Annotated in this window: 11 protein-coding genes; 9 read left to right on the forward strand and 2 right to left on the reverse strand. The window is 44.1% G+C overall.

Features of this window, described 5'->3' with window-relative positions:
• Window positions 1-5: 5 nt before the first annotated feature.
• The 8 genes from fmt to I6G42_RS04265 all read left to right on the forward strand — a co-directional run bounded on the left by fmt (window position 6) and on the right by I6G42_RS04265 (window position 8,751).
• The gene (gene fmt / locus I6G42_RS04230) at window positions 6-941 is read left to right on the forward strand and encodes a methionyl-tRNA formyltransferase (RefSeq protein WP_000163668.1); all 936 of its coding nucleotides are present in this window, start codon (window positions 6-8) and stop codon (window positions 939-941) included.
• Window positions 934-2,247 carry a 16S rRNA (cytosine(967)-C(5))-methyltransferase RsmB gene (gene rsmB, locus I6G42_RS04235; RefSeq protein WP_038805610.1) on the forward strand — a complete coding sequence of 438 codons (1,314 nt, stop codon included), beginning with the start codon at window positions 934-936 and terminating at the stop codon, window positions 2,245-2,247. The genes fmt and rsmB overlap by 8 nt, the downstream gene beginning before the upstream one ends.
• 15 nt (window positions 2,248-2,262) lie before the next feature.
• Complete coding sequence (locus I6G42_RS04240; RefSeq protein WP_038804821.1) at window positions 2,263-3,003, forward strand: Stp1/IreP family PP2C-type Ser/Thr phosphatase; 741 nt, start codon at window positions 2,263-2,265, stop codon at window positions 3,001-3,003.
• A complete protein-coding gene (pknB, locus tag I6G42_RS04245; RefSeq protein ID WP_038804822.1) occupies window positions 3,000-4,883 on the forward strand; it encodes a Stk1 family PASTA domain-containing Ser/Thr kinase in 1,884 nt (627 codons plus the stop codon). The genes I6G42_RS04240 and pknB overlap by 4 nt, the downstream gene beginning before the upstream one ends.
• Window positions 4,884-4,970: 87 nt before the next feature.
• On the forward strand, window positions 4,971-5,729 hold the full coding sequence (locus I6G42_RS04250) for a threonine/serine exporter family protein (protein ID WP_038804824.1): 759 nt from the start codon (window positions 4,971-4,973) through the stop codon (window positions 5,727-5,729).
• Between the two features lies 1 nt (window position 5,730).
• The gene (locus tag I6G42_RS04255) at window positions 5,731-6,186 is read left to right on the forward strand and encodes a threonine/serine exporter family protein (protein WP_038804825.1); all 456 of its coding nucleotides are present in this window, start codon (window positions 5,731-5,733) and stop codon (window positions 6,184-6,186) included.
• A gap of 118 nt (window positions 6,187-6,304) precedes the next feature.
• A complete protein-coding gene (locus tag I6G42_RS04260) occupies window positions 6,305-7,477 on the forward strand; it encodes a hydroxymethylglutaryl-CoA synthase (protein ID WP_038805611.1) in 1,173 nt (390 codons plus the stop codon).
• Complete coding sequence (locus I6G42_RS04265) at window positions 7,477-8,751, forward strand: hydroxymethylglutaryl-CoA reductase, degradative (RefSeq protein WP_038804826.1); 1,275 nt, start codon at window positions 7,477-7,479, stop codon at window positions 8,749-8,751. Before I6G42_RS04260 ends, I6G42_RS04265 begins: the two co-directional genes overlap by 1 nt.
• Window positions 8,752-8,892: 141 nt before the next feature.
• Here I6G42_RS04265 and I6G42_RS04270 read toward each other — a convergent pair whose 3' ends face one another.
• Entirely contained in the window at window positions 8,893-9,858 is a 966-nt protein-coding gene (locus I6G42_RS04270; RefSeq protein ID WP_000225991.1) for a LacI family DNA-binding transcriptional regulator, read from the reverse strand.
• A complete protein-coding gene (locus tag I6G42_RS04275; protein WP_038804827.1) occupies window positions 9,839-11,293 on the reverse strand; it encodes a sucrose-6-phosphate hydrolase in 1,455 nt (484 codons plus the stop codon). Before I6G42_RS04275 ends, I6G42_RS04270 begins: the two co-directional genes overlap by 20 nt.
• A gap of 380 nt (window positions 11,294-11,673) precedes the next feature.
• On the opposite strand from I6G42_RS04275, the gene I6G42_RS04280 reads away from it, so the two are divergent.
• Entirely contained in the window at window positions 11,674-13,560 is a 1,887-nt protein-coding gene (locus I6G42_RS04280) for a sucrose-specific PTS transporter subunit IIBC (RefSeq protein ID WP_038804828.1), read from the forward strand.
• Window positions 13,561-13,701: the final 141 nt, after the last annotated feature.

The following is a 13,701-nucleotide window of genomic DNA, read 5'->3' on the forward strand; positions in this document are numbered from 1 at the left end:
AAGAAATGACAAAACTAATCTTTATGGGGACACCTGATTTTTCAGCGACAGTTTTGAAGGGGTTGTTATCAGACAACCGTTACGAGATTCTGGCTGTTGTGACCCAGCCAGACCGCGCTGTTGGCCGTAAAAAAGTGATCCAAGAAACCCCAGTCAAGCAGGCCGCCAAAGAAGCAGGTCTTCCTATCTACCAACCTGAAAAATTATCTGGAAGTCCAGAGATGGAAGACATTATGAAGCTAGGAGCTGATGGGATTATCACTGCTGCTTTTGGGCAATTTCTCCCAAGTAAACTCCTTGATAGCATGGACTTTGCGGTCAATGTTCACGCTTCCCTTCTTCCCAAACACCGTGGTGGAGCTCCCATTCATTATGCCCTGATTCAAGGGGATGAGGAAGCTGGTGTGACCATCATGGAAATGGTTAAAGAAATGGATGCAGGTGATATGATTTCCCGTCGTAGCATTCCTATCACAGACGAGGACAATGTCGGCACCTTGTTTGAAAAATTGGCAATCGTTGGTCGCGATTTGCTTTTGGATACGCTACCTGGCTACCTAGCAGGAGAAATCCAACCTGAACTACAAGATCCTAGTCAAGTCACTTTCTCGCCAAATATCAAGCCAGAGGAAGAGAAACTGGATTGGACTAAAACCAATCGCCAACTCTTTAACCAAATCAGAGGGATGAATCCATGGCCTGTTGCCCATACTTTTCTTAAAGGAGACCGCTTTAAGATTTATGAAGCCCTACCAGTAGAAGGTCAGGGAAATCCAGGTGAGATCCTCTCTATTGGCAAAAAGGAATTGATTGTCGCAACGGCTGAAGGAGCTCTATCTCTCAAGCAAGTGCAGCCAGCTGGGAAGCCTAAGATGGACATTGCTTCCTTCCTCAACGGAGTTGGACGGACATTGACTGTAGGAGAACGATTTGGTGACTAAAGTAGAAACGGCTAGAAGTCTAGCTCTAGCAGTATTAGAGGATGTTTTTATCAACCAAGCATACTCCAATATTGCCTTAAACAAACACCTCAAGTGCAGTCACCTCTCAGCAACAGATAAGGGGTTGGTGACAGAGATTGTCTACGGTACGGTAGCCCGAAAACTGACTCTGGAATGGTACCTGTCCCACTTTATCGAAGACCGGGATAAGCTAGATAACTGGCTCTATATCCTGCTCCTTCTGAGCGCTTACCAACTTCGGTATCTGGATAAGATTCCTAATCACGCTGTTGTTAATGAAGCAGTGGAACTAGCCAAAGCGCGTAAAAAAGGCAGTGAAAAATTAGTCAACGCCGTCCTTCGTCGTATCTTGCGAGAAGGCTGGCCAGACATTGACAGTATCAAACGCAAAAACAAGCGTGATTCCATTGCCTATTCTCTCCCAGTTTGGCTCGTGTCTAAACTCAAGGAAGAATACGGTGAAGAGAGAGCACAAGCCATTTTTGAAAGCCTCTTGGTGCGCAGCAAAGCCAGCATACGAGTGACCGACTTAAGCCGAAAAGAGGAAATCAAAGCTTTGTTAGAGGTAACTGATTCCCCTTTAGCGGCCACTGGTCTGGTCAAGGAGCAGGGACACTTTGCGGGACATGATTTGTTCGCCGAGGGAGCCATTACCATCCAAGACGAATCTAGTCAACTGGTTGCTCCCACTCTTGATTTACAAGGAGATGAGCGGGTTCTAGATGCCTGTGCGGCTCCGGGTGGAAAAACAGCCCATATGGCTTCTTACCTCACATCTGGTAAGGTGACAGCTTTGGACCTTTATGATCACAAGTTGGATTTGATCCAAGAAAACGCCCAACGTTTGGGTGTGGCGGATCGGGTGCAAACGCAAAAATTGGATGCCAGAAAGGTACATGAGTTTTTTGAAAAGGACTCCTTTGATAAGATTTTAGTAGATGCCCCTTGTTCTGGGATTGGACTCTTGCGTCGCAAACCAGATATCAAATACAATAAAGAAATGGCGGATTTCGCATCATTACAGCAAATTCAGCTGGAAATACTAGGTAGTGTTTGTCAAACCTTACGAAAAGGTGGTATAATAACGTATAGTACCTGCACTATCGTCTCAGAGGAAAACTTTCACGTCGTTGAGGCATTTTTAGAAAGTCACCCCGAGTTTGAGCAGGTTAAACTAGAACATGAATGCAAGGATATTTTGAAGGACGGCTGTATCTTAATTACTCCTGAATTGTACGGAAGTGATGGATTCTTTATCAGCCAATTCCGCAAGATATCTGATTAGGAAGGAACTGACACAATGGAAATAGCATTATTAACAGATGTTGGTCAGAAACGAACAAATAACCAAGACTATGTCAATCACTTTGTCAACCGAGCAGGGCGCACCATGATCCTCTTGGCTGACGGGATGGGAGGACACCGTGCAGGCAATATCGCTAGTGAGATGGCGGTAACAGACCTGGGCGTGGCTTGGGTTGATACCCAAATCGACACCGTCAATGAGGTCCGTGAATGGTTTGCCCACTATCTGGAACTTGAAAATCAAAAAATTCATCAGATGGGGAAAGACGAAGCCTATAAGGGGATGGGAACAACGCTTGAAGCAGTAGCCATTATTGGAAATCAAGCTATTTATGCCCATATCGGTGATTCTCGTATCGGTTTGATCCGTGGTGAAAATTATCGCCAGCTCACAAGTGATCATTCTTTGGTTAATGCTCTGCTAAAGGCTGGTCAGCTAACTCCAGAGGAGGCAGAAATTCATCCACAGAAAAATATCATTACCCAATCCATTGGGCAAAAAGATGAAATTCAACCAGATTTTGGCATGGTTAGCCTAGAGCCAGGAGACTACCTCTTGCTCAACAGTGACGGCTTGACCAATATGATCTCAGGAAGCGATATCTACGATATTGTAACGAGTGATATTTCCTTGGCAGACAAGGCGGCAACTTTGATTCGTTTTGCAAACAATGCAGGAGGCTTAGATAATATCACGGTTGCCCTTGTTCACATGAATGAGGAGGAAGTAGAATGATCCAGATCGGCAAGATTTTTGCCGGACGATATCGGATTATCAAACAGATTGGTCGAGGAGGCATGGCGGATGTTTACTTGGCCAAGGATTTGATCCTAGACGGGGAAGAAGTGGCGGTTAAGGTCCTGAGGACTAACTATCAGACAGATCCGATTGCTGTGGCACGTTTTCAACGTGAAGCGAGAGCCATGGCGGATCTGGATCATCCCCATATCGTTCGAATAACAGATATCGGTGAAGAAGACGGTCAGCAGTATCTGGCTATGGAGTATGTGGCAGGGCTTGATCTCAAACGTTATATCAAAGAACACTCCCCTCTCTCAAACGAAGAAGCCGTCCGTATTATGGGACAGATTCTCTTGGCGATGCGTCTGGCGCATACGAGAGGGATTATCCACCGAGATTTGAAACCTCAAAATATCCTATTGACACCAGATGGAACTGCCAAAGTTACAGACTTTGGGATTGCCGTGGCTTTTGCAGAGACCAGTCTGACACAGACTAACTCCATGCTCGGTTCAGTCCACTATCTCTCACCTGAGCAGGCCCGTGGTTCCAAGGCAACTGTGCAGAGTGACATCTATGCTATGGGGATTATTTTCTATGAGATGTTGACAGGACATATCCCTTATGATGGGGATAGTGCAGTGACTATTGCCCTCCAGCATTTCCAAAAACCACTTCCATCTGTTATTGCTGAGAATCCAGCAGTACCACAAGCTTTGGAAAATGTTGTTATCAAGGCAACGGCCAAGAAATTGACAGATCGCTATCAGTCTGTATCAGAAATGTATGTGGACTTGTCAAGTTGTTTGTCTCACAATCGTAGGAGAGAACCAAAGCTAGTCTTTGATGAGGCAAGCAAGGTTGATACCAAGACCTTGCCTAAAGTTCCACAAAGCACTCTGACCTCTATTCCGAAGGCTAAGCCACAATTAGAGCGACCTCAATCAAAACAGCAGACTCAGCAGGTGGTAGATGAAGCACCAGTACCAAAACCAGCGAAAAAACGGAAGTTTAAAGCTCGCTACATGATTTTACTGGCCAGTGCCTTGCTAGTTGCAGCCTCTTTGATTTGGATCTTCTCCCGAACTCCAGCGACTATTGCTATTCCAGATGTATCGGGACAGACAGTTGCTGAAGCTAAAGAGACACTGAAGAAAGCTAATTTTGAAGTAGGTGAAGAAAAGACAGAGGCCAGCGACACAGTAGCCGAAGGTCGCGTCATTCGAACAGATCCAGAAGCTAGAAGCGGTCGAAAAGAAGGAAGCAAAGTAAATCTAATCGTTTCATCAGGTAAGCAATCCTTCCAACTAAGTAACTATGTAGGACGTAAGTCCTCGGATGTTGTCGCGGAGCTCAAAGAGAAAAAGGTTCCAGAAAACCTCATTAAGATCGAGGAAGAGGAATCTAGCGAAAGCGATCCAGGAACAGTCATTAGGCAAACCCCAGCTGCAGGAAGCACTTACGATCTCACGAAAGCCAGCACGATTACCTTAACAGTTGCTAAGAAGGTAACCAGCGTTTCGATGCCAAGTTACATTGGTTCAAGTCTCGAATTTACTAAGAACAATTTGACTCAGATTGTTGGTGTAAAAGAGGCCAATATCGAAGTTGTGGAAGTATCAACTGCTCCTGAAGGAACTACTGCAGGAACAGTTGTTAGTCAGGACCCTAAACCTGGAGAAAAGGTAGATCTCAATAAAACACGTGTTAAGATTTCTATTTATAAACCAAAACCACTTCCTTCTTCATCAAGTTCGTCTCAACACGGAAATTCAGGAACAGACACGACGCCTTCACAGAGTAACAATCAAGGTAGCAACCCTACAACGGATTCTTCAGATGGCAGTAGAACGTCAAGTAATGAACGAAATTAACCCAATCTTTGTCATGAAATCATGACAAAGATTTTTTTTCATGAACTTTTGTGATAGAATAAAGGGAGTAGAAAATAGGAGTAGAAAATGGACGAATCAAAAGAGTTAAATGCTGTCATTGATGTGATTATGCTAGCTGGAACCATTCTCTTGAAAAGTGGTTCGGAGATTCATCGGGTTGAGGACACCATGATTCGCATTGCCCATTCACAGGGAATAGTGGATTGCAATGTTCTTGCCATGCCCGCGGCTATTTTCTTTTCGATTGAAAACACCAATATTTCTCGTATGAAACGGGTGACGTCATCCTCCTATAACATCGAAAAAGTCTGTGATGTCAACCAAGTATCTCGAGAACTTGTGGGCGGTCAGATCGATCTTTCTACAGCTTTTAAAAAGCTGAAGGAAATCAGAAATCAAGCCCTTCCTTATAGCAGGCTCCAAGTGACTGTAGCAGCAACCCTCAGTGCCCCTTTCTTCTCGATTATGTTTGGGGGCAATGTCTATGACGCTTTTGGCGCAGCTATTGCGACCTTATTTGGTTTTGCCTTCTCTCTCTATGTCGAGAAGTTTATCCGAATTCCTTTTGTAACAGCTTTTGCGGGTGCCTTTGTTTTTGGCTTGATTGCCCAGCTCTGGGCTCGCTATACTGGATTTCCTTCGACGGCAGACCTGATCATAGCAGGAGCCGTCATGCCCTTTGTTCCAGGTATTGCTCTGACCAATGCGGTTCGAGATATCATGACCAATCATATCAACTCTGGTATGAGCAAGATGTTTGAATCCCTGCTCATTACCCTCGCTTTAGGGGCCGGCACCTCTGTAGCCCTGGTTTTGATGACATAAGATGACTCTAACAAGTATTTTACTCCAAGCAGTAGCGAGTTTGCTCGCCATTATCACCTTTCTAATCGTACTAAATGTCCAGCGTTCCATGCTCTTGCCTGGTGGTGTTTTGGGAATGGGCGTTTGGCTCCTTTATCTCGTGCTCAAAGAACCGACCAATGTTATTGTTGCGACCTTTATCGCGGCAGTAATTGGCTCTTGCATCAGCCAGATTTTAAGTATTGTCTATAAGACACCAGCAGTGGTTTTTGTCTTGGCCATTCTTGCCCCTTTGGTGCCAGGTTATTTATCCTATCGAACGACAGCTTTCTTTGTGACAGGCGATTACAGCCATGCCCTTGCCAGCGCGACTTTGGTGGTTATGTTAGCTCTGGTCATTTCTATCGGAATGGCAAGTGGAACGGTAATTCTAAAGCTTTATTACTACATCCGAAAGCAACGAAGAATCTCTTCCTAATGCAGTCAAAGCAAAGACTTGATTTGGTGAATCAAGTCTTTTTTCTCTCTTTTGTCCCTATTTGTGATAAAATAGAATGAAACGATTTTTTACAATGAATGAAAAAACAGAGGTAAATATGACAATCGGTATTGATAAGATTGGTTTTGCAACCAGTCAATATGTCTTGAAATTACAAGACTTAGCAGAAGCGAGGGGAGTTGACCCCGAAAAATTTAGCAAGGGACTCTTGTTAAATGAAATTAGTATTGCGCCACTGACTGAGGACATTGTTACCTTGGCAGCTAGTGCAAGCAACTCCATTTTAACAGACAAAGAAAAAGAAGAAATCGATATGGTCATCGTGGCGACCGAGTCAGGGATTGACCAGAGTAAGGCAGCGGCAGTCTTTGTTCATGGCCTATTAGGCATTCAGCCTTTTGCCCGTAGCTTTGAAATCAAAGAAGCCTGCTATGGAGCAACAGCTGCCCTTCATTATGCTAAATTGCATGTGGAAAATTCTCCAGAGTCTAAGGTTTTGGTCATTGCCAGTGATATTGCCAAGTATGGTGTGGGAACTCCAGGTGAACCAACTCAGGGTGCTGGAAGTGTAGCGATGTTGATCACCCAAAATCCGCGCATCATGGCCTTTAACAATGATAATGTTGCTCAAACACGCGACATCATGGATTTCTGGCGTCCGAACTATTCAAGCACTCCTTATGTAAATGGCATGTACTCGACCCAACAGTATCTTGATTGCCTGACAACGACTTGGGATGAATACAAGAAACGCTATGATTGGACTATGGATGACTTTGCGGCTATCTGCTTCCACTTGCCTTATCCTAAGTTGGCCCTAAAAGGCTTGCGCAAGATGATGGACAAAACTTTGTCTAAAGAAAAACAGGATAGTTTGCAAGAGAACTTTGATAAGTCCATTCTCTATAGTCAGATGATTGGGAATATCTACACAGGTTCTCTCTTCCTCGGCCTCCTCTCTCTTTTGGAAAATGCAGAGACTTTGAAGGCTGGAGATAAAATTGCCCTCTACAGTTACGGAAGTGGAGCGGTTTCAGAGTTCTTTAGTGGAGAGCTGGTCGAAGGTTATGAAACTTACCTTGATAAGGATCGCTTGAGCAAACTCAAGCAACGTACAGCATTGTCAGTTGCAGACTATGAAAAAGTCTTCTTCGAAGAATTGCAGTTGGATGAGTCTGGTTCAGCCCAATTTGCAGGCTATGAACATCAAGATTATGCCTTGGTTGAAATTGTCGACCACCAACGCCGTTATAGCAAGGTTGAAAAGTAATGAAGAGAAGTTGGAATGGATTTTCTAAAAAATCATACCATGAGCGCCTTGAGTTATTGCGAGCTCAGGCGCTCCTTAGTCCTGAAAAGCAAACCAGTCTGGAGCAGGATGAACAAGTCAGCTTGGCTGTTGCAGACCAGCTGAGTGAGAATGTAGTGGGAACTTTTTCTCTGCCTTATTCTATCGTTCCAGAACTTTTGGTGAACGGTCAGGACTACACAGTTCCTTATGTGACAGAAGAGCCCTCAGTGGTTGCTGCGGCTAGTTATGCCAGTAAAATCATCAAGCGAGCAGGTGGCTTTACTGCTCAAGTACATGAGCGCCAGATGATTGGTCAGGTAGCTCTTTACCACGTTGCTGATCCTGAACAAGCGCAAGAGAAGATTGCCAGCAAGAAAGCCGAACTCTTGGAACTTGCCAATCAAGCCTATCCTTCTATCGTCAAACGTGGTGGCGGGGCGCGTGATTTGCATGTAGAGCAGATCAAAGGAGAAACAGACTTTCTCGTTGTTTATCTCCATGTTGATACCCAAGAAGCCATGGGAGCCAATATGCTCAACACCATGCTAGAAGCCTTGAAACCAGTCTTACAAGAACTCAGTCAGGGACAGAGTCTCATGGGTATTTTGTCCAACTACGCGACCGATTCTCTGGTGACTGCAAGCTGTCGCATTGCCTTTCGCTACTTGAGTCCCCAAAGGGACCAAGGACGAGAAATTGCGGAGAAAATAGCTTCGGCTAGCCAGTTTGCGCAGGTTGATCCCTATCGAGCGGCTACTCATAATAAAGGGATTTTTAATGGTATTGATGCCATTTTGATTTCTACTGGTAATGACTGGCGTGCCATCGAAGCTGGGGCCCATGCCTTTGCCAGTCGAGATGGACGCTATCAAGGTCTTAGTCAATGGACGCTGGACATGGAAAGAGAAGAATTGGTCGGTGAGATGACACTGCCCATGCCGGTAGCTACAAAAGGTGGCTCTATCGGTCTCAATCCTCGTGTAGCCCTCAGTCATGAACTACTAGGAAATCCTTCAGCCAAGGAATTAGCTCAGATTATCGTGTCCATCGGTCTTGCCCAAAACTTTGCGGCCCTCAAAGCCTTGGTCAGTACGGGCATCCAGCAAGGCCACATGAAACTACAGGCCAAATCCTTAGCTCTCCTAGCTGGTGCTAGTGAGTCTGAAGTTGCTCCCCTCGTTGAGCGCCTCATCGCAGATAAAACCTTTAACTTAGAGACAGCCCAGCGCTATCTAGAAAACTTAAGATCATAAAAAAACTCAGACGAATTGGTCTGAGTTTTCTTGTGTTTATAGTCAATGAAAATCAAAAAGCAAACTAGGAAGCTAGCCGTAAGCTGTACTTGAGTACGGTAAGGCGACGCTGACGTGGTTTGAAGAGATTTTCGAAGAGTATTAAATACTTTTTCCTGGTAATAATGTAACTGGTAAGAAATAACCAGTTGTCGCGACCTCTTTACCTTCAATCTTCTGCAAGAGGAGATCAACAGTGAGTTGGGCAATCTCTTTCATAGGCTGCTTAATCGTTGTCAGATGAGGGTAGTAGTTCTCGATAAAGTAGGTCCCATCATAACCGATGACCTTGAGCTCTTCAGGAACAGAAATTCCCAGCTCCTGAGCGATTTTGATAACCAGGATAGCTGTCAAATCATCTGAAGCAAAAATCGCATCTGGTTTCTGATGGGTCAAGATATTCTTGATCTCCATTTCTTTTCTGACGGGAGAAAAGTCACTCGAAACATTGATAATAGGTGCTTTTGGGAGTACGGATGCAAAGCCAGCGTGGCGCAGTCCAGTCGGTGAGTTAGAGTTGTCATTTCCTGTAATCATGATGATAGACTGAGCGCCAGTCTTGACCAAAGTTTGGGCTGCGAGGACCCCGCCACCGTAGTTATCAGAGGAGACGACAGGGATGTCAGGTGATAGATTTCGGTCAAAGGAAATAATCGGTGCTGTCACACGATTGTAGTCCTCGATTCCCAAGTTGTGACTTCCTGAGATGATACCGTCTACCTGATTGGCCTCCAGCATTTCAATGTACTCCCGTTCTTTTTCAGAGTCATGTTCGCTGTTACAGATGATGGTCTTGTAGCCATTCTTGAAGAGTTGGTGTTCCAACTTGTCAATCAACTCCGCATAAAAGACATGACTGATGTTTGGAAAAATAAGTCCAATCAACTTGGCAGATTTTCCTTGGAGGCTTCGAGCCAGATTGTTGGGTTTGTAGCCCAATTCTCGCATGGCTTCATTTACCTTTTGAATGGTTTTCTCAGATAGATACCCCTTTTTATTGATGACCCGTGAGACGGTAGTAGGGCTGACGCCTGCAAGTTTTGCGACATCAGTTAGTTTTGCGACCATAATCTAATTCATAGTAAGTTCCAGTTGGATTTCCAGACTTGATCAGGATACCATTTTGATCCGCATGTGGGAAGACACGACCAGAAAATACTTTTTCTCCTTTATTGATGAAAATTTCAAAGACCGACTTGTCGATGAAGATAGTGGCAGTAGTAGCTTGCTTGTCGATTGGGCAAGAACGAGTCGTACCAAATTCTTGGGCGTACTGTTCACCAGCCAGGCTACGGTCCACAGTTACCTGTCCATTGACAAGGTCAAAGTTGATTGAAAGCCCCTTGCCTTCTTTGTCAGCGAGCAAGACAATCTCGCTTTGGCTATTGGCCTCCAAGTTGAGCTCCAGTTCATAGGTGTTATTGGTTTGAGTACGATTTGAGAAGACCTCTTCAGAAGAACGAAGTTCTTTGACGGCTACGACAGGATATTGGTAGAGTTTGCCATCTTGGATAGTGAGTTCTTTGACCAATGAGAAGGTTCCCTGGTGGTCAAAACGGTCAGATGGGTAAGAAACATCTGGCAAACCAAGCCAGCTTACTGCTAGTGCACGTCCATCTGGAGCGTTGAAGGCTTGAGTTGCATAGGCTTCAAAACCATAGTCTAGATTTTGCAATGGAGACACATCTACCATTTTAGCATTTTCAGGATCAAAGGAAACCCCGATTTTGTACATGTTTGGATAAATATTATCATAGTCTAGAACACTCTTATCCAATCCTTGTGGACAGTAGAGAAGGACAGGTTGCTCCCCTACAAAGACCAGATTTGGGCATTCCATCATGTAGGCAGTGCGGTCGTTAGCAAAGTCAAGATCGCCAACTGCCTGCCAGTTTGTATAGTCATTGTCCACAGCTTTGTAGAGACGAACAAAGCCTTTTTTCTCCAAGTCCTGTCCGCCGACGATAGCATAATATTGTCCCTTAAAGTTAAAAATTTGTGGATCACGGAAGTGGTCTGTAGAGTCTGCTGGCTGGTCAATCAAGATCTTGTCAATCTTTGTAATCTTGCCATTCTTATCCATCAGGGCACCAACCTGGTAAGGGTGACGGATCCAATTTTCATCACGGACATTTCCAGTATAAAATAAAAACAACTGATCGCCGAACTGCATGGCAGAACCAGAGTAAGCACCGTGGCTATCCAACGGAGTATCTGGCAAAACTTTGACTCCAGTTTCTGTAAAGTGTACCAAATCATCACTTTCAAGCTGCACCCAAGACTTCAACCCGTGGGCTGCACCAAAGGGGAAGTTCTGGTAAAAGAGAATCCATTTGCCATCGAAATAAGAAAAGCCATTTGGATCATTGAGAAGCCCCATTTTAGGCTCGACATGGTAACAAGTATGCCAAGGAGATTGTGCCATCTTTTCCTTGATTTGCTTGATTTCATCATTAGACCAGTCTTCATAGCGTCTGTAACGGCGCTCAGTTGTCCATTCCATTTTATCTTTCCTCCATAAGTTCTATTCTATTATTAATAGTAAACGTTTTCGGCAAAAAAAGCAAGTCTTTTATGTTAAAAAAGAGAAAAATATGTCAAACGATTACCAGAAATCAAGTAAAGGAAATCTGGCAAATTTTCACGAAAAAATGAAAGAAAATGTAAATAAAAAGCTTTGAATCCTCTAATATAAAGATATTTTTTTGAGGAAAAAGAGAATATCCCTCAAAAACAAGCAAAAATAATCAGAGAAAAAAGAAAGGAAATAAAAATTTCTGCAAAACGCTTGACATATTTTAGAAACATGATAAAATAATAGTCGTAGGGCGAATAAAATCGCTTTCAAACAAGAACAAAATTTTTATAAGGAGATTTTTGCAAATGAACAATCAGGATATTGCAAAAAAGGTCATCGAAGCCCTTGGCGGACGTGAAAATGTCAACAGTGTTGCCCACTGTGCGACTCGTCTACGTGTCATGGTCAAAGATGAAGGGAAAATCAATAAGGAAGTGATTGAGAACTTGGATAAAGTTCAAGGAGCTTTCTTTAACTCAGGTCAATACCAAATTATCTTTGGTACTGGTACAGTAAACAAGATGTACGACGAAGTCGTTGCGCTTGGTTTGCCAACATCTTCTAAAGAAGACATGAAAGCAGAAGCTGCTAAACAAGGAAATTGGTTCCAACGTGCTATCCGTACTTTCGGTGACGTTTTCGTGCCAATCATCCCAGTTATCGTAGCAACTGGTCTCTTCATGGGTGTTCGTGGTCTCTTGAATGCTCTTGGAATGACACTTCCAGAAGATGTTACCATTTACAGCCAAATCCTCACAGATACAGCCTTCATCATCTTGCCAGGTTTGGTTGTATGGTCAACCTTCCGCGTATTTGGTGGAAATCCAGCCGTTGGTATCGTTCTCGGTATGATGCTGGTTTCTGGTTCACTTCCAAACGCTTGGGCAGTAGCATCAGGTGGTGAAGTAACAGCTATGAACTTCTTTGGCTTCATTCCTGTTGTTGGTTTGCAAGGTTCTGTTCTTCCAGCCTTTATCATCGGGGTAGTCGGAGCCAAGTTTGAAAAAGCTCTCCGCAAAGTGGTTCCAGATGTCTTGGATCTCTTGGTGACACCGTTCGTGACACTTCTGGTTATGTCTATTCTTGGACTCTTTGTCATCGGACCAGTCTTCCATGTTGTTGAGAACTACATCCTTATCGGTACAAAAGCGATTCTTGGCTTGCCATTTGGTCTTGGTGGTTTCTTGATTGGTGGGGTTCACCAATTGATTGTCGTATCAGGTGTACACCACATCTTCAACTTGCTTGAAGTGCAATTGCTTGCTGCCGATCATGCCAACCCATTCAACGCCATTATCACTGCAGCTATGACAGCTCAAGGGGCTGCAACTGTTGCCGTTGGTGTCAAAACTAAAAATCCTAAACTGAAAACACTTGCTTTCCCAGCTGCTCTTTCTGCCTTCCTCGGTATTACAGAGCCTGCTATCTTCGGGGTGAACTTGCGTTTCCGTAAACCATTCTTCCTTTCATTGATTGCTGGTGCTATCGGTGGTGGACTGGCTTCAATCCTTGGTCTTGCTGGTACTGGTAATGGTATCACCATCATCCCTGGTACAATGTTGTACATTGGTAACGGTCAATTATTCCAATACATCCTTATGGTAGCTGTATCATTCGTTCTTGGTTTTGCACTTACTTACATGTTTGGTTACGAGGACGAAGAAGAAGTTGCTAGCGAAGTAGCGACAGAACGTTTGGTTCAAGAAGAAACAACTGGTAACATTCCAGTAGCTCCTCAAAATGAAACAATCCAAACTCCAATCGTTGGGGACGTAGTTGCCCTTGAGAATGTTGATGACCCAGTCTTTTCAAGTGGTGCAATGGGACAAGGGATTGCAGTGAAACCAAGCCAAGGCGTGGTTTACGCACCAGCTGATGCAGAAGTATCAATCGCCTTTGCTACAGGACATGCTTACGGTTTGAAGACAGCAAACGGAGCTGAAATCTTGATCCACGTTGGTATCGACACGGTGACTATGAACGGTGAAGGCTTTGAACAAAAAGTTGCTCAAGGCGACAAGGTCAAAGCTGGTGATGTTCTCGGAACCTTTGACTCAAACAAAATCGCTGCTGCAGGTCTTGACGACACAACAATGGTTATCGTAACCAACACAGCAGACTACGCTTCTGTAACACCAGTCGCAAGCGGTTCAGTTGTCAAGGGTGACGCTATCATCGAAGTGAAAGCCTAGTCCTCTTCGAAAATCAGATTTAAAAATAAAACGAACAAATATTATGTTTGTTCGTTTTTACTTGGATGGTAAGATTTACAGAGGAAAATCTAAAATATTGAGAAATCTAGCCCTTTAAAATGTGCTATAATAGAGAAAACA

Source organism: Streptococcus oralis (genome assembly GCF_016028255.1).
Classification (GTDB): domain Bacteria; phylum Bacillota; class Bacilli; order Lactobacillales; family Streptococcaceae; genus Streptococcus; species Streptococcus oralis_AC.